The organism is Burkholderia sp. MBR-1 (assembly GCF_013822785.1).
GTDB lineage: Bacteria > Pseudomonadota > Gammaproteobacteria > Burkholderiales > Burkholderiaceae > Burkholderia > Burkholderia vietnamiensis.
Genome location: NZ_CP053610.1, coordinates 1,993,516 through 2,009,178, shown reverse-complemented (window position 1 = coordinate 2,009,178; position 15,663 = coordinate 1,993,516). Strand labels below are relative to the sequence as shown.

Below are 15,663 nucleotides of genomic sequence, written 5' to 3'. Positions count from 1 at the left end.
TTTGCGGTTCGGTCAGTGCGCCCAGCGCAGCACGAGCGGATCGAGCCGGCGCGCGATCGCGATCAGTTCCGCGCGGGTGTCCGGATGCAGCTCGGGCATCGGATGCCGCGGCCGCTCGCATGCGATCACGCCGCCTTCCTTCATCAGCGCCTTGGCGGTCAGGATTCCGGACTGGCGGTTCTCGTGGTTGATCAGCGGCAGCCACGTCTGGTAATGCGCGAACGCGTCGTCGTGGCGGCCTGCGCGGAACGCTTCGAGGATCGGCCGGATGCCGTCCGGAAAGCCGCCGCCGGTCATCGCGCCGGTCGCGCCCGCGTGCAGGTCGGCGAGCAGCGTGATCGCCTCCTCGCCGTCCCACGGCCCTTCGATCGCGTCGCCGCCGAGCCGGATCAGTTCGCGCAGCTTGTTCGCGGCGCCCGGCGTTTCGATCTTGAAGTACGCGACCTGCTCGATCTCGCGCGCCATCCGCGCGAGCAACGGCGCGGACAGCACGGTGCCGCTCGCGGGGGCGTCCTGGATCATGATCGGGATGTCGATCGCATCGGACACGCGCGCGTAGAAGTCGAAGATCTGCGCTTCGGGCACGCGAAACGTCGCGCCGTGATACGGCGGCATCGCCATCACCATCGCCGCGCCGAGCTGCTGCGCGCGCAGGCTGCGCGCCGCACAGACCTGCGTGCCGTAGTGCGACGTCGTGACGATCACCGGCACGCGGCCGGCCACGTGTTCGAGGATGGTGCGCGTGAGCACGTCGCGCTCGTCGTCGGTGATCGCGAACTGCTCGGAGAAGTTCGCGAGGATGCACAGCCCGTCCGAGCCGGCGTCGATCATGAAATCGACCGCGCGCTTCTGGCTCGCGAGGTCGAGTTCGCCGGTGTCGGTAAACGTCGTCGGGACGACGGGGAAAATGCCGCGATAGCGCGGCGTGCTGCTCGATGTCATGGTTCGGTCCTGCGTCGGTCGAAGCGGCGGTCAGCCGCAAAACAATCCATTCATGATTCGCGGGCGAAGGCGCGCGCGGCCGGTTCGGGCGTGCGCAGCGCCGCGCGCACGACGAACGTCATCAGCACCGCGAACAGCAGCGTCGCCGCGAGAAAGTACAGGCCGGCCGCGAGGCTGCCGGTCGCCGCCTTGATCAGGCCGATGCCGTACGGCCCCGCGTAGCCGCCGAGATTCGCGAGCGAGTTGATCGCGGCGATACCGACCGCCGCGCTGGTGCCGCTCAGGAATTCGCCGGGCAACGCCCACACGACCGCCTGGATCGAGTAGAGCGAGAACGCGGTCAGGCAGATGAACGCCAGCTGCAGCGCGGGCTGCCGCACCCATGCGCTCGCAGCCATCGTCAGCGCGGCCGCCGCCGATACGACGACGATGTGTCCGTAGCGCTCGCGCTTGCGGTCGGAATGGCGCGGCACGATCAGCAGGCCGAGCACCGCGAACAGGTACGGCACCGCGGACAGCAGCCCGGTGGCGGCATCGCCGGCGCCGAATGCGTGGATGATCGTCGGCAGCCACAGCGACAGCCCGTAGATGCACAGCGGAAACGGCAGGAACAGCGCGGCGAGCAGCAGCACGCGGCGATCGCGCAATGCGGCGAGCGGGTTGCGGTGCGAATCGGGGCGATACGTGTCGCGGTCGGCGGCGAGCTGGTTCGCGATCCAGCGGCGCTCGACGTCGTTCAGCCAGCGCGCGTGCGCGGGCGACTCCGGCAGCAGCCGCAGCGTCGGCCACGTGAGCAGCACGGCCGGCAGGCCGCTGACGACGAACAGCGTCTGCCAGTCGGACAGGCCGAACAGCCCGTGCGTCGACAGCAGCCAGCCGGCCAGCGGGCCCGTGACGATGCCGGCGAGCGGCTGCGCGAGGACGAGCAGGCCGATCACGCGCGCCCGGTCGCGCATCGGGAACCATTGCGTGAGGAAGTACAGGATGCCGGGATAGAGGCCGGCTTCGGCTGCGCCGAGCAGGAAGCGCAGCACGTAGAAGCTGGTGGGGCCTTGCACGAGCGCCATCGCCATCGTGATCACGCCCCACGTCGCGAGGATGCGCGCGAACCACACGCGTGCGCCGAAGCGGCCGAGTGCGAGGTTGCTCGGCACTTCGCAGAGGAAGTAGCCGATGAAGAAGAGTCCGGCGCCGAGGCCGTACGCGGCGTCGCCGATGCCGACCGCCGCGTTCATGTGCAGCTTCGCGAAGCCGACGACCGTACGGTCGACGTACGCGACCACGTAGATCAGCGCGAGGAACGGCACCAGCTTGCGCGTGAGCAGGCGGGTCAGCTGCCGCTCGTCGACGGCTGCCGGCGAATCGGACTGTTCCGCCGCGGGGTGCGCGGGCGTGTACTGCGTCGTCATCTTGTCTCCTGTCGGTCCACGTTGGCGCTTCAGCGCCTACGTGGACCCCATGCTTCGCGGTCGACGTGCGTTAGCGCTTTAGCGCTTACGCACGTCCCATGCTTCGCGGTCGGTCCGCATTGGCGCTTTTGCTCGCACCCGGCGCATATCCCGATCTCCACCCGACCGCACCGCGCTCCTCATCCCTACGCCGCCACCCGCCGTTCAATGCGAATGGCTCGGCACGTCCGCGCCGCGCGTGCCGACCAGGAAGTCGAGGTCGCAGCCCTCGTCGGCCTGCATCACGTGATCGATGTAAAGCCGCGCATACCCGCCCTTGCCGAGCTGCGCGGATACACCGGGCGCCGCGGTCGGATCGACGTCGGACAGCCGCCGCTGCAGTTCGTCATCCGTAATGTCCAGATGCAGCGTGCCGGCCTCGCAGTCGAGCTCGATCCAGTCGCCGTTGCGCACCGCCGCCAGCGGGCCGCCGGCCGCCGCTTCCGGCGCGACGTGCAGCACGACCGTGCCGTACGCGGTGCCGCTCATCCGCGCGTCCGAGATCCGCACCATGTCCTTCACGCCCTGGCGCAGCAGCTTCGGCGGCAGGCCCATGTTGCCGACCTCGGCCATCCCCGGATACCCGCGCGGCCCGCAGTTCTTCAGCACCATCACGGAGCTGGCGTCCACGTCGAGCGATTCGTCGTTGATCGTCGCCTTGTAGTGCTCGAGGTTCTCGAACACCACCGCGCGACCGCGATGCTTGAGCAGCTCGGGGCTCGCCGCCGACGGCTTCAGCACCGCGCCGCGCGGCGCGAGATTGCCGCGCAGGATGCAGATGCCGCCGTCCGCGATCAGCGGCCGGTCGAGCGGACGGATCACCTCATCGTCGTAGTTCGGCGCTTCGCGCACGTTGTCCCACAGCGACTTGCCGTTGACCGTCAGCGCGTCCGGATGCGGCAGCAGCCCGCCTTCGCCGAGCCGGCGCAGCACGGCCGGCAGGCCGCCCGCGTAATAGAACTCCTCCATCAGGAAGCGCCCGGACGGCATCAGGTCGACGATCGTCGGCGTGTCGCGGCCGATGCGCATCCAGTCCTCGAGCTCCAGCGGCACGCCGATGCGGCCCGCGATCGCCTTCAGGTGGATCACCGCATTGGTCGAGCCGCCGATCGCCGCGTTGGCGCGGATCGCGTTCTCGAACGCGGCGCGCGTCAGCACCTTCGACAGCACGAGCCCTTCGAGCGCCATCTCGACGATGCGGATGCCCGACATGTGCGCGAGCACGTAGCGGCGCGAATCGACGGCCGGAATCGCCGCGTTGTGCGGCAGCGCGACGCCGAGCGCCTCGGCCATGCACGCCATCGTCGACGCGGTGCCCATCGTGTTGCAGGTGCCGGCCGAGCGCGACATCCCGGCTTCGGCCGACAGGAAGTGATGGAGGTCGATCTCGCCGGCCTTCAGCGCTTCGTGCAGTTGCCACACGGCCGTGCCCGAGCCGATGTTCTTGCCTTCCAGCTTGCCGTTCAGCATCGGGCCGCCCGACACGACGATCGCCGGCACGTCGCAGCTCGCCGCGCCCATCAGGAGCGCCGGCGTGGTCTTGTCGCAGCCGGCGAGCAGCACGACCGCGTCGATCGGGTTGCCGCGGATGGCCTCTTCGACGTCCATCGATGCAAGATTGCGCGTGAGCATCGCGGACGGCCGCAGGTTCGATTCGCCGTTCGAGAACACCGGGAACTCGACCGGAAAGCCGCCCGCTTCGAATACGCCGCGCTTCACGTGCTCGGCCAGCTTGCGGAAATGGGCGTTGCAGGGCGTCAGTTCGGACCACGTATTGCAGATGCCGATGATCGGCCGGCCGTCGAACTCGTGATCGGGGATGCCCTGGTTCTTCATCCAGCTTCGATACATGAAGCCGTTCTTGTCATTGGTGCCGAACCATTCGGTGGAGCGCAGCCTGGGTTTTGTTGCCGACATCGTCAGTCCTGTGGTGACGGGATACCGGCGCAGTCTAGGCAGAATTTTGATAACTCGCTAATGACGTTTTAGGCGATTACGATATCGATTCCGATATCGATATAAACCCGTACGATGACCGAAGCCAGCCCGTGGGGAAACCGCAATCGCCTGAAGACGCGCCAGTTGCTGCTGGTCGTCGCGCTCGCCGACGAAGGCAGCATTCACCGCGCGGCGGCCGCGCTGAGCATGACGCAGCCGGCCGCGTCGAAGCTGCTGCGCGAGCTCGAGGAGTCGATCGGCGCGGTGCTGTTCGAGCGGCTGCCGCGCGGGATGCGGCCGACGCTGTACGGCGACGCGCTGATCCGCCACGCGCGCGCCGCGCTCGGCAGCCTCGATCAGGCGCGCGAGGAGCTGGCCGCGCTGAAGGCCGGGCATCTCGGGCATGTCGCGGTGGGCGCGATCACGTCGCCGGGCCTGCGGCTGGTGCCGCCGGCCGTCGCGGCCGTGAAGGGCACGCACGCGAACGTGCGCGTGTCGGTCGCGATCGACACCAGCAACGCGCTGCTCGAGCACCTCGCGCAGGACAAGCTGGACATCGTGCTGGGCCGGCTGTCGGCCGAGCACGACAAGCTGCATCTGCGGTACGAGCCGCTGACCGGCGAGCCCGTCGCCGCGGTCGTGCGGCCGGGCCATCCGCTGCTCGCGCAGGCGCCGCTGTCGCTCGCCGACGTGCAGCGCGCCGCGTGGGTCATGCCGCCGGCCGGCAGCGTGCTGCGCCATCGCTTCGAACTGGTGTTCCAGCGCGCGAGCCTCGCGCCGCCCGTGAACGTGGTCGAGACGGCCGCACTGCTGTTCATCACGCAGCTGATCGAGCAGAGCGACATGATCGCGGTGCTCGCCGAGGATGTCGCCACGTACTACGCGCGCCACGGGATCGTGTCGGTGCTGCCGCTGCAGATGGATTGCCGGATGGACGATTTCGGGATCATCACGCGCACCGACCGGCTGCCTTCGCCGGCCGTCGAGGTGATGGCCGATGCGCTTCGGGCAGCGGCGCGCGACGTGTATGGTGTCGCGCTCTGAGGTGGGGGAGCGGGTTGGCGGGGATGGCGGGTGGGTCGGCGGGCACGGGTGGCAGGCTTGCCGTGTCGCGCGCCGCCGTTACGCGTTACGCGTTACGCGGCCGCGGACTCGATCACCGGTTCGCAGCGGATCGGAAAGTCGACCGAGTTCGCGATATAGCACTTCGCATGCGCATCGTGATGCAGACGCGCCGCCAGCTCGCGATCGTCGCCCGCGCGGATCGTCACATGCGGATGCAGCACGATTTCGCTGAAACAACCGTGATCGGGGCCGTCGAGCATCGTTCCGTGCGCGTCGTCGAGATACGCGAGCACGCGGACGCCGGCCTCCGCGCAGAGATGCAGATACCAGAGCTTGTGGCACGCCGACGCCGACGCCACCAGCAGATCCTCGGGGTTCCAGCGCTGCGCGTCGCCGCGGAACGCAGGATCGGACGAGCCCGGAATGTCGGGCTTCGAACCAGCGCGAATCACGTGATCGCGGCCGTATTCGCGATACCCGGACGTGCCGCTGCCGCGGTTGCCGGTCCACTCCACAGCCACGCGGTACTTGTGTTCGCCATGCGCCATTTCGATCTCCTCGGTGACGGAACGTGAGGCCGCCATTGTGACACCGGAAGGCGGGTGATTCGGCGGGCGGGTGCGCGATTGGTCACGCGGTCGGTCACGACGGCGGGTTTAGGCTTCGTGAGCAGCCATAGCGCGAGCGGGCCGATGGCGTGCGCGGTCTGGCCGTCTGGCCCGTTTCCCGAAGCGCCCGAAGCGCGGGCATACCGCGGCACTCGTGCGTCGCGCGTCGCGCGTTGCGCGTTGCGCGTTGAGCATTGAGCGCCGGACTTCGGACTTCGGCCATGGGCTTCGGCTTCGGCATCGGCTTCGGCATCGGCTTCGGCATCGGCTTCGGCTTCGGCTTCGGCTTCGGCATCGGCATCGGCTTCGGCTTCGGCTTCGGCTTCGGCTTCGGCTTCGGCTTCGGCTTCGGCTTCGGCATCGGCTTCGGCATCGGCTTCGGCTTCGGCTTCGGCTTCGGCTTCGGCTTCGGCTTCGGCTTCGGCTTCGGCTTCAGCGTTGGCCATCGACTTCACCCATCCACCACCACTACCCATCCCCCCACATCCCCGGCACCGCACCGGTCGTCCCGCGCACGACCAACCGCGGCGCCGACGCGATCCGCACGCGCGACCCGTCGTCGATCCGGCCGCCCGCCTCGCGCAACGTATTGAGCAACTCGACCGCGAGCGCCGCCGCCTCGGCGGTCGGAATCGCGACCGTCGTCAGCGTCGGCCGCGTGTCGCGCGCCAGGTGGATGTCGGTGATGCCGACGATCGACAGGTCGTCGGGCACGCGCCTGCCGCGATCGGCCGCCGCGTGCAGCGCGCCGATCGCGGGCAGATCGTTGGTCGCGACCAGCGCGGTCAACTCGGGATGCGCATCGAGCAGCCGGCCGGCCGCGCGCACGCCGCCTTCGATCGAATCGGGCTCGGCCGCGACGATCGACGCGTCGAGCCCCGCTTCGCGCATCACGTCGACGAAACCGTCGTAGCGCGCCGCCTGCACGCCGCTCGCCGAGCCGCCGACGATCACGCCGATCGCCCGATGCCCGAGCTCGACCAGATGCCGCGTCGCGATCCGCCCCGCCTCGCGGAAATCCACCGCCACGCACGGCAACCCGTCGGGCGGCGCATCGGGCCGCTCCCACAGACACAGCACGACCGGCACGCCGCGGCGCGCGACGTCGGCGAGGTCGGGCAGATGCAGGTTCGCGTTCGTCACCAGAATGCCCTCCGAAATCGTGCCGGCGATCTGGTCGAGATACGCGCGCCCCTGCAACGGATCTTCATTCGTGTTGCAGACGATCAGGAACTGCCCGTTGCGCCGCACCGCGCGCTCGACCGCCAGCGCGAACTCCGGATAGAACGGGTTCGCGATGCTCGACACCATCAGCGCGACCGTCGGAGCGCGCCCTTCGGCCAGCGCGCGCGCCGCCAGATGCGGCCGGTAGCCGAGCGCCTGCACGGCCTCGAGCACCCGCGCGCGCGTCGCTTCGCCGACCCGCCCGCGATCGCGCAGCACGTTCGACACCGTCGCGGCCGTCACGCCGGCGCGACGCGCCACTTCGTCGAGTGTCGCCATGATTTGCCCACTATATGAGAGGTGAATCCAGTATTTGCTTCGCTACCCGAAGCAGCGCACTATCGCCGCACACCCTGCCGCTCGACCGACGAGCGCGACTCGGCCGCGATCGCAATCGCCTATTTTTTTGATCGCGATGATTAAGCGCTTAAGCATCGATCGAAGCGCATTAAAACATGGAGCGGAGACAATGGCGAGCATCTCGATGCGTCGCGTGCAGAAGGCTTATGGCGAGCACGCGCCGGTCATACGCGACGTCGATCTGGACATCGGCGCGCACGAGTTCTGCGTGTTCCTGGGCCCGTCGGGCTGCGGCAAGTCGACGTTGCTGCGGATGATCGCGGGCCTCGAGGATCTGAGCGACGGCGAGCTGTCGATCGACGGCCGCCGCGTCGACGACGTGCCGGCCGCCGAGCGCGGCGTCGCGATGGTGTTCCAGAGCTACGCGCTGTTTCCGCACATGACCGTCTACGAGAACATGGCGTTCGGCCTGAAGCTCGCGCGCGTGCCGAAGGCCGAGATCGACCGCAAGGTGCGCGACGCCGCGCGGATCCTGCAGCTCGACACGCTGCTGGAGCGCAAGCCGAAGGCGCTGTCCGGCGGACAGCGGCAGCGCGTCGCGATCGGCCGCGCGATCGTGCGCGAGCCCGGGGTGTTCCTGTTCGACGAACCGCTGTCGAACCTCGACGCGGCATTGCGCGGCCAGACGCGCATCGAGATCGCGAAGCTGCATCGCCAGTTCGAGCGCGCGAGCGTCGTCTACGTGACGCACGACCAGACCGAGGCGATGACGCTCGCCGACAAGATCGTGCTGCTGCACACGGGCGCCGACACCGCGCGGCACGGCAGCATCGCGCAGGTCGGCGCGCCGCTCGACCTCTATCACCATCCGGCCAGCCGCTTCGTCGCCGGCTTCATCGGCTCGCCGCGGATGAACTTCCTGCCGGCCGTCGTCGTCGCCTGCGACGCGCGGCGCACGAACGTCACGCTCGTGGCGTCCGGCGAATCGTTCACGCTGCCGCGCGACGGCTCCGCGCTCGCGCCGGGCGCAGCCGTCACGCTCGGCATCCGCCCCGAACATCTGACGCTCGGCGCCGCGCCCGACGCGACGACGCTCGCGCGCGACGTCGCGCTGGTCGAGCGTCTCGGCGAGCAGACCTACGTGCATCTCGATCAGCCCGGCGGCGCGCCGCTGATCGCGAAAGTGCCCGGCGACGCGGCCGTGCACGCCGGCGAGCGCGTGCACGTGCACGCAGCGGCCGCCGCGTGTCATCTGTTCAACGAAGACGGCCGCGCGGTGCCCGCGTGCGCCGACCTTCCCGTCCACCATTACGCATAAGGATCGGGCATGCGCCTCGGAGTCTGTTACTACCCGGAACACTGGCCGGAATCGATGTGGGCCGACGACGCCCGCCGCATGAAGGCGCTCGGCATCGTGCAGGTGCGGATCGGCGAGTTCGCATGGAGCCGCATCGAGCCGTCGCCGGGAGAATACGCGTGGGGCTGGCTCGACCGCGCGATCGACGCGCTCGGCGCGGCCGGCCTCGAGATCGTGATGTGCACGCCGACGGCGACGCCGCCGAAATGGCTCGTCGATCGTCATCCCGACATCCTCGCTATCGGCGCCGACGGCCTGCCGCGCAAGTTCGGCTCGCGCCGCCATTACGACTTCTCGTCGCCGACCTATCTGGAAGCGTCGCGCCGCATCTGCACCGCGGTGGCCGAACGCTACGGCCGCCATCCGGCCGTGCGCTACTGGCAGACCGACAACGAGCTCGGCTGCCACCAGACCGTCGTCAGCTATTCGCCGGCGGCGCTCCTGAGCTTTCGCGCCTGGCTGAAGGCGCGCTACGGCACGATCGACGCGCTGAACCGCGCGTGGGGCACCGTGTTCTGGAGCATGGAGTACCGGCATTTCGACGAGGTCGATGCGCCGGTGGGCACCGTGACCGAAGCGCATCCGTCGCATCGCCTCGACTACCGCCGCTTCGCGTCCGACGAGCTGGCGCGCTATCACCGGATGCAGGTCGACGTGATCCGCGCGCATTCGCCGGGCCGCCCCGTCGCGCACAACTTCATGCAGCTGTTCACCGAGTTCGACCACTATGCGGTCGCGCGCGACCTCGACGTCGCGACCTGGGACAGCTATCCGCTCGGCGCGCTGGAGGAGCTGTGGTTCGCGCCCGACGTGAAGGCGCGCTGGCTGCGCACCGGCCACCCGGACTTCGCGTCGTTCAATCACGACCTGTATCGCGGCATGTCGAAGCAGCCGTTCTGGGTGATGGAGCAGCAGCCGGGCCCGGTGAACTGGGCGCACTGGAACCCGGCGCCGCTGCCGGGGATGGTGCGTCTCTGGAGCTGGGAAGCGTTCGCGCACGGCGCCGGCTGCGTGTCGTATTTCCGCTGGCGCCAGGCGCCGTTCGCGCAGGAGCAGATGCACGCGGGCCTGCACACGCCCGACGATCGGCTCGACGAAGGCGGCCGCGAAGCGCAGCGGGTCGCGGGCGAAATCGCCGCCGTGCTCGACGCCGATGCCGACGGCGCGGTGCGCGCCCCCGTCGCGCTCGTGTTCGACTACGAAGCGAAGTGGCTGCTCGAAGTCCAGCCGCAGGGCGCCGATTTCCACTACCCGCGCTTCGCGTTCGAGTATTACTCGGCGCTGCGCGCGCTCGGCCTCGACGTCGACATCGTCTCGGCGCACGCGCCGCTCGACGGCTACCGGCTCGTCGTCGTGCCGCCGCTGCCCGTCGTGCCGGACGACTTCGCGGCGCGGCTCGCCGCCTCGGGCGCGCATGCCGTGTTCGGCCCGCGCACCGGATCGAAGACCGTCGACCTGCAGATTCCGCCGGCGCTGCCGCCCGGCCCGCTCGCGTCGCTCCTGCCGTTGCGCGTGTGGCGCGTCGAATCGCTGCGCCCGAACGTGACCGAGCGCATCGACGGCGCGCTGCGCGACGGCTCGCCGCTGAGCGGCGACGCGCGCCACTGGCGCGACCTCGTCGAGCTGCACGACGACGCGCGCAGCGTCGTGCACGCGCGCTTCGCCGACGGCCATCCCGCGTGGGTGTCGCACGGCGCGTTTCACTATTGGGCCGCGCTGTTCGACGATGCGACCACGTTGCGCGGGTTCGCCGACGTCGCGGCCGAAGCGGGCCTCACGCCGACGCCGCTTGGCGACGACGTGCGCGTGAGCCGGCGCGGCGGCCTGACCTACGTGTTCAACTACGGCAGCACACCGCACACGATCGATGCGGTGGCGCCGTCCGCGTTCGTGGTCGGCGCCGCGCAGGTCGAGCCGCAAGGCGTCGCCGTGTATCGAAGCCGTCCGTAGCATCGCCCCCGGCGCACGCGCCGGTCACGCACAACGACATACAGGAATGGAGACAGACATGACACATCGCCCCCTTCGCGTCGCCGCCCGGCTGGCGAGCGCCGCCGCCATCGCGTTCGCCTCGCTCGGCGCCGCGGCGCCCGCCGACGCCGGCACGCTGACGATCAACATCGCGTTCAAGGGCGCGAGCCAGCGCGCGGTCTGGCAGTCGACCATCGACGCGTTCCACAAGGCGCATCCGGACATCGACGTGAAGCCCACCTACGTCGACGAGGAAGCGTACAAGGTGCAGCTTCCCGCATGGCTCACCACCGTCGCGCCCGACGTCGTCAATTGGCACGCAGGCGAACGGATGGCGTACTACGCGCGGCGCGGGCTGTTCGAGGACCTGAGCGGCGACTGGAAGAAGAACGGCTGGGATGCGATGTACGCGTCGACGCGCAGCGCATCGTCGTACAACGGCAAGCAGTACGCGGCGCCGACCGTCTACTACTCGTGGGGCCTCTTTTATCGCAAGGACCTGTTCGGCAAGGTCGGCATCGCCGACGAGCCGAAGACCTGGGACCAGTTTCTCGATGCGTGCAAGAAGCTGAAGGCGGCCGGCATCACGCCGATCGCGGTGGGCGGCCGCGACGCATGGACGCTCGCCGGCTGGTTCGACTATCTGGACCTGCGCCTGAACGGCAACGCGTTCCACCAGCAGCTGATGGCCGGCGACGTGCCGTACACCGACGCGCGCGTGAAGAAGGTCTACACGACGTGGAAGTCGCTGATCGACGCGGGCTACTTCATCGACAACGCGCTGTCCTACGATCTCGACGGCGCGCAGCCGTTCCTGTTCCAGGGCAAGGCCGCGATGATGCTGATGGGCACCTTCATCGCGGCGGGCTTTCCGCCGAACGTGAAGCAGGAGATGGGCTATTACCGCTTCCCCATCATCGACCCGAAGGTGCCGACCGCCGAGGACGGCCCGGTCGAATCGCTGCACATCCCGACCAAGGCGAAGAACAAGGCCGATGCGCATACGTTCCTCGCGTTCGTCGAGACGCCGGAGATGGGCGCGAAGCTCGCGGAAGGGCTCGGCTCGCTGTCGGCGAACAGCAAGTCGCCGGAGCCGGCCGATCCGATCTCGCGGATCGGCTTCCGCATCCTCGCCGACACCAAGGGCGGCGTCGCGCAGTTCTACGATCGCGACATGACGAAGGAAATGGCCGACGAAGGGATGAAGGCGATGCAGCAGTTCGTCTCGAATCCCGCGCAGCTCGACAGCGTGCTCGCGCAGCTCGAGCAGACCCGCAAGCGGATCTACAAGAAGTAACCGTGCGACCCGTGCGGCGGCCCCGCGCCGCCGCATCCGTTGTTTCAGGAGGCTTGCCGTGTCCAGTCCGACCACGTCCCGATCCGTTCGAACGCCTGCCGGCGCTGCCGCCGCACCGCCGGCGCGCGGGCCGAGCGCCGCGCTGCCCGCGCGCCGCCCGTCGCCTGCCGCGCGGCGGCAGCGGCGCGCCGCCTGGCTGTTTCTCGCGCCGGCCTGCGCGATGGTGGCCGTCTATGTGATCTGGCCGATCCTGTCGACGCTGTGGTTGAGCCTGTGCAACTGGGACGGGATGACCGAGCGCACCTTCGTCGGCCTCGCGAACTACGCCGAGCTGCTGCACGCGCCGACGTTCTACACCGCGCTGCGCAACAACGTGATCTGGCTCGCGATGTTCATGCTCGCGCCGCCGCTCGGCCTCGCGCTGGCGCTGTACCTGAATCAGGCCGTGGCCGGCATCCGGCTCGTGAAGTCGCTGTTCTTCGCGCCGTTCGTGCTGTCGGGCGTGGTCGTCGGGCTGATCTTCTCGTGGTTCTACGATCCGACCTTCGGGCTGCTCGCGCTGATCGCCGGGCACGGCATTCCGGTGCTCGGCGATGCGCGCTACGCGACGTTCGGCATCGTGCTCGCCGCACTGTGGCCGCAGACCGCGTACTGCATGATCCTGTACCTCACCGGCCTCACGTCGGTGAACCCCGAGCAGATCGAAGCGGCGCGCATGGAAGGCGCGCGTGGCTTCGCGCTGCTGTGGCACGTCGTGCTGCCGCAGTTGCGGCCGACCACGTTCATGGCGATCGTCGTCACGGTGATCGGCGCGCTGCGCAGCTTCGACCTGATCTCGGTGATGACGGGCGGCGGCCCGTTCGAGAGTTCGACCGTGCTCGCGTATTACATGTACGACCAGGCGATCAAGTACTACCGGCTCGGCTATTCCGCGTCGATCGCGGTCGTGCTGTTCGCGATCATGCTCGTCTACATCGTGTTCCAGTTGCGCCGCATGCTGCGCAACGAGCAGTGACTTTCGGGAGTTCACTCATCATGTTTCCGACACCCGTTGCCCAGTGGAAGCCGGTATCGCGCCGGCTGTACAAGCTGTCGCTGCCCGTCGCGCTCGTGATCTGGCTGCTGCCGATGATCGCCGTGTTCGTCACGTCGGTGCGCTCGACCGAGGAGCTGGTCGAAGGCCACTACTGGGGCTGGCCGCGGCATTTCTCGATGATCGAGAACTATCGCGATGCGCTGACCACGTCGCCGATGCTGCATTACTTCTGGAACAGCGTGCAGATCACGGTGCCGTCGGTGCTCGGTTCGATCGCGCTCGCGGCGATGGCCGGCTTCGCGCTCGCGACGTATCGGTTTCGCGGCAATACCGCATTGTTCGGCACGTTCGTCGCGGGAAATTTCGTGCCGGTGCAGGTGCTGATGATTCCGGTGCGCGATCTGTCGCTGCGGCTCGGGGTGTTCAATACGGTCGAGGCGCTGATCCTGTTTCACGTCGCGTTTCAGACGGGCTTTTGCACGCTGTTTCTGCGCAACTTCATCAAGCAGCTGCCGTTCGAGCTGATCGAGGCAGCGCGCATCGAAGGCGCGGGCGAGTGGACGGTGTTCTGGCGGATCGTTTTGCCGTTGATCCGGCCAGCGTTGGCTGCGCTCGCGATTCTGGTGTTCACGTTCGTGTGGAACGACTACTTCTGGGCGCTGTGCCTCACGCAAGGCGACGAGGCCGCGCCGATCACGGCGGGCGTCGCGGCGCTGAAGGGGCAATGGACGACGTCGTGGAACCTCGTGTCGGCCGGGTCGATCCTCGCGGCGTTGCCGTCGGTCGCGATGTTCTTCGCGATGCAGAAGCACTTCGTCGCGGGGCTGACGTTCGGGGCGACGAAGGGGTGAGGGTGGCGCGGTGCGCGGTGGCGGTGGCGGTGCGCGGTGGCGGTGGCGGTCGCAGATCAGGAGTTCGTCCTCTTCATCGAGAGGTTGCCCGCTTCGGCGGGCTTTTTTCTGGCGATCCGGGGAACGTTATCGATTTTCGACCGAGGACACCAGAGTAACTGTTGAGCGCTATCACGAAGCCACGCTAGCCAATTGCTACTCATGTCTGCGGCCGACCGTACACACATTCTTGAAATTGTCCGTACATCCCGATGCTACGTCAGTAATGGAAGCCATGACTTCTTACACCATCGGAGTCCCCTCTCATTCCACGATAAAAATCCGATAATCCCAGCAATTTCATGATTTTTTTCGCCCTCAAAACTCCGAACAATTCATCCCTTAAGGTCGCAAGAAAAAACAGTGTGCTGATGGAAATAGTCGCCACAAACAACATGCAGATCACCAAACGCAGTTCATTCCACGAATTTATCGCGAATGAAAATAATATCAACGCGCCAAAAAATAGTATCGTATTCACTATCAAAAACATGTAGAAAACCATCTTGCCAAAGCCATTTTTCAACACTTCGGGCAGGCCCGGCGCGAACACGATAACCCGCTGCTCGGGATTATTTACTGCGACCAGATGGCCCTCGCCTTTAAAGACAACTGCAACTTTATCCCCATCCTTGAAGGGAACCGTCTCAAACCATCCACGCATTAGCTTCCCGGCCATCTCCATCTCGATCCAATACCCTTCAGGCAACTTCGGGCGTGCCCTATCGGAATCATTTGCTATCGCACTGTTTAGCGCCATCGCATCATCGCCGATCGCCGCAAGCATCAAAGGCGCGACTTCCCTAGCCACATCTTCGAAATCACCAAATTTAGATCGTTGATAGTGGGCGCGCGTTGAGCGCAGGTTCGATACAACGCCACCAAGCGAATGAAAAATCATTGTTCCTCCCAGCGATGGCGGCGACTTATTTTACTGTTGCAGCGCAGCTTGAAGAGCGATGCACGCATACGGACCAAGTTAATGCGGCGGTGCCACCAGTCGAGGACGGCGGGAGGTATCAGCATCCCCGACGGCGCGACACGCCTCTGCGATACACCTCGGCGCAGCTACGGAAACGCGCCGCGCGTGACTCGACTGCGATGGCATAGCGCATCGCAATTCGCTGGGTACATGCTTGTCCGCGCGCTGGGTGGCGGCTGGAATGTCCCGGCATGAATTTGGCGTCCGCATCGGTAGCATCCCGGGGCACTCGACGGCCTGCGCTAGCGGGCATCACCGTGGCCCGCCCAAACAACACCACACCGCACCGCCGTCACCGGCCGCTCACCATCGACATCCGCATCAGCGACGCGTCATATCGACGGACAGGATTTCGAACCCCGGTTCGGCGTGTTCGTTCGCCGCCGCGAGTGCTTCGTCGTAGGACAAAAAGGACATGGCGTCCTCGATCACGGGCGCGAGGCCGATGTCGCCGTCCTCGCCGGTGCAGAGGAATTGCTCGCCGGTTTTAACCACGTAGATGTTCGCCATGTGGCCCTCGATGGTTTGCATGGGGGGAACTTCCAGTCTAGCTGTCATGGTCCGGTTCGCAACTTCGACGGCAGGCCGGCCAGCCGGCTTGCCGC

The 15,663-nt window shown here is 67.4% G+C and carries 14 protein-coding genes; 6 read left to right on the top strand and 8 right to left on the bottom strand.

The annotated features are described in order from the left end of the window. Positions 1 to 12: 12 nt before the first annotated feature. From MBR110_RS23590 to MBR110_RS23580, 3 genes are all read right to left on the bottom strand, one after another. Entirely contained in the window at positions 13 to 942 is a 930-nt protein-coding gene (locus tag MBR110_RS23590) for a dihydrodipicolinate synthase family protein (RefSeq protein ID WP_059567976.1), read from the bottom strand. Between the two features lie 50 nt (positions 943 to 992). Further along, entirely contained in the window at positions 993 to 2,351 is a 1,359-nt protein-coding gene (locus MBR110_RS23585) for an MFS transporter (RefSeq protein ID WP_014724282.1), read from the bottom strand. Positions 2,352 to 2,555: 204 nt separating this feature from the next. Beyond that, on the bottom strand, positions 2,556 to 4,307 hold the full coding sequence (locus tag MBR110_RS23580) for an IlvD/Edd family dehydratase (protein WP_045578345.1): 1,752 nt from the start codon (positions 4,305 to 4,307) through the stop codon (positions 2,556 to 2,558). A gap of 114 nt (positions 4,308 to 4,421) precedes the next feature. Between MBR110_RS23580 and MBR110_RS23575 the strand changes: the two genes are divergently transcribed. After that, the gene (locus tag MBR110_RS23575; RefSeq protein WP_014724281.1) at positions 4,422 to 5,372 is read left to right on the top strand and encodes a LysR family transcriptional regulator; all 951 of its coding nucleotides are present in this window, start codon (positions 4,422 to 4,424) and stop codon (positions 5,370 to 5,372) included. Between the two features lie 92 nt (positions 5,373 to 5,464). Here the strand turns inward: MBR110_RS23575 and MBR110_RS23570 are convergent, their stop codons facing one another. The 3 genes from MBR110_RS23570 to MBR110_RS23560 are packed head-to-tail and all read right to left on the bottom strand — an operon-like array spanning position 5,465 to position 7,504. Continuing rightward, a complete protein-coding gene (locus MBR110_RS23570) occupies positions 5,465 to 5,941 on the bottom strand; it encodes an OsmC family protein (protein ID WP_034193745.1) in 477 nt (158 codons plus the stop codon). Further along, entirely contained in the window at positions 5,842 to 6,447 is a 606-nt protein-coding gene (locus tag MBR110_RS23565; RefSeq protein WP_181709518.1) for a hypothetical protein, read from the bottom strand. Before MBR110_RS23565 ends, MBR110_RS23570 begins: the two co-directional genes overlap by 100 nt. A gap of 22 nt (positions 6,448 to 6,469) precedes the next feature. Beyond that, on the bottom strand, positions 6,470 to 7,504 hold the full coding sequence (locus tag MBR110_RS23560; protein WP_014724278.1) for a LacI family DNA-binding transcriptional regulator: 1,035 nt from the start codon (positions 7,502 to 7,504) through the stop codon (positions 6,470 to 6,472). Positions 7,505 to 7,694: 190 nt separating this feature from the next. On the opposite strand from MBR110_RS23560, the gene MBR110_RS23555 reads away from it, so the two are divergent. Genes MBR110_RS23555 through MBR110_RS23535 form a run of 5 tightly spaced genes read left to right on the top strand, consistent with a single transcriptional unit; the run spans position 7,695 to position 14,037 of the window. Next, entirely contained in the window at positions 7,695 to 8,843 is a 1,149-nt protein-coding gene (locus MBR110_RS23555) for an ABC transporter ATP-binding protein (protein WP_011881170.1), read from the top strand. 9 nt (positions 8,844 to 8,852) lie between these two features. Beyond that, the gene (locus tag MBR110_RS23550; RefSeq protein WP_059622418.1) at positions 8,853 to 10,832 is read left to right on the top strand and encodes a beta-galactosidase; all 1,980 of its coding nucleotides are present in this window, start codon (positions 8,853 to 8,855) and stop codon (positions 10,830 to 10,832) included. Positions 10,833 to 10,890: 58 nt separating this feature from the next. After that, positions 10,891 to 12,150 carry an ABC transporter substrate-binding protein gene (locus MBR110_RS23545; RefSeq protein ID WP_014724276.1) on the top strand — a complete coding sequence of 420 codons (1,260 nt, stop codon included), beginning with the start codon at positions 10,891 to 10,893 and terminating at the stop codon, positions 12,148 to 12,150. A 58-nt stretch (positions 12,151 to 12,208) separates the two neighbouring features. Next, the gene (locus tag MBR110_RS23540; RefSeq protein ID WP_059622416.1) at positions 12,209 to 13,165 is read left to right on the top strand and encodes a carbohydrate ABC transporter permease; all 957 of its coding nucleotides are present in this window, start codon (positions 12,209 to 12,211) and stop codon (positions 13,163 to 13,165) included. Positions 13,166 to 13,185: 20 nt separating this feature from the next. Next, positions 13,186 to 14,037 carry a carbohydrate ABC transporter permease gene (locus MBR110_RS23535; RefSeq protein ID WP_011881166.1) on the top strand — a complete coding sequence of 284 codons (852 nt, stop codon included), beginning with the start codon at positions 13,186 to 13,188 and terminating at the stop codon, positions 14,035 to 14,037. A gap of 259 nt (positions 14,038 to 14,296) precedes the next feature. Here the strand turns inward: MBR110_RS23535 and MBR110_RS23530 are convergent, their stop codons facing one another. Both MBR110_RS23530 and MBR110_RS23525 read right to left on the bottom strand, forming a co-directional pair. Beyond that, positions 14,297 to 14,977, bottom strand: coding sequence for a hypothetical protein (locus MBR110_RS23530; protein ID WP_011881164.1), 681 nt, complete (start codon positions 14,975 to 14,977; stop codon positions 14,297 to 14,299). Between the two features lie 402 nt (positions 14,978 to 15,379). Continuing rightward, positions 15,380 to 15,568, bottom strand: a complete 189-nt coding sequence (locus MBR110_RS23525; RefSeq protein WP_014724274.1) for a hypothetical protein — start codon at positions 15,566 to 15,568, stop codon at positions 15,380 to 15,382. Between the last annotated feature and the right edge of the window lie 95 nt (positions 15,569 to 15,663).

What these genes read in the sequence shown, in the direction of transcription:
- MBR110_RS23590 (WP_059567976.1), bottom strand. Translation starts at nt 942, where the DNA reads ATGACATCGAGCAGCACGCCGCGCTATCGCGGCATTTTCCCCGTCGTC.
- MBR110_RS23585 (WP_014724282.1), bottom strand. Translation starts at nt 2,351, where the DNA reads ATGACGACGCAGTACACGCCCGCGCACCCCGCGGCGGAACAGTCCGAT.
- MBR110_RS23580 (WP_045578345.1), bottom strand. Translation starts at nt 4,307, where the DNA reads ATGTCGGCAACAAAACCCAGGCTGCGCTCCACCGAATGGTTCGGCACC.
- MBR110_RS23575 (WP_014724281.1), top strand. Translation starts at nt 4,422, where the DNA reads ATGACCGAAGCCAGCCCGTGGGGAAACCGCAATCGCCTGAAGACGCGC.
- MBR110_RS23570 (WP_034193745.1), bottom strand. Translation starts at nt 5,941, where the DNA reads ATGGCGCATGGCGAACACAAGTACCGCGTGGCTGTGGAGTGGACCGGC.
- MBR110_RS23565 (WP_181709518.1), bottom strand. Translation starts at nt 6,447, where the DNA reads ATGGCCAACGCTGAAGCCGAAGCCGAAGCCGAAGCCGAAGCCGAAGCC.
- MBR110_RS23560 (WP_014724278.1), bottom strand. Translation starts at nt 7,504, where the DNA reads ATGGCGACACTCGACGAAGTGGCGCGTCGCGCCGGCGTGACGGCCGCG.
- MBR110_RS23555 (WP_011881170.1), top strand. Translation starts at nt 7,695, where the DNA reads ATGGCGAGCATCTCGATGCGTCGCGTGCAGAAGGCTTATGGCGAGCAC.
- MBR110_RS23550 (WP_059622418.1), top strand. Translation starts at nt 8,853, where the DNA reads ATGCGCCTCGGAGTCTGTTACTACCCGGAACACTGGCCGGAATCGATG.
- MBR110_RS23545 (WP_014724276.1), top strand. Translation starts at nt 10,891, where the DNA reads ATGACACATCGCCCCCTTCGCGTCGCCGCCCGGCTGGCGAGCGCCGCC.
- MBR110_RS23535 (WP_011881166.1), top strand. Translation starts at nt 13,186, where the DNA reads ATGTTTCCGACACCCGTTGCCCAGTGGAAGCCGGTATCGCGCCGGCTG.
- MBR110_RS23530 (WP_011881164.1), bottom strand. Translation starts at nt 14,977, where the DNA reads ATGATTTTTCATTCGCTTGGTGGCGTTGTATCGAACCTGCGCTCAACG.
- MBR110_RS23525 (WP_014724274.1), bottom strand. Translation starts at nt 15,568, where the DNA reads ATGGCGAACATCTACGTGGTTAAAACCGGCGAGCAATTCCTCTGCACC.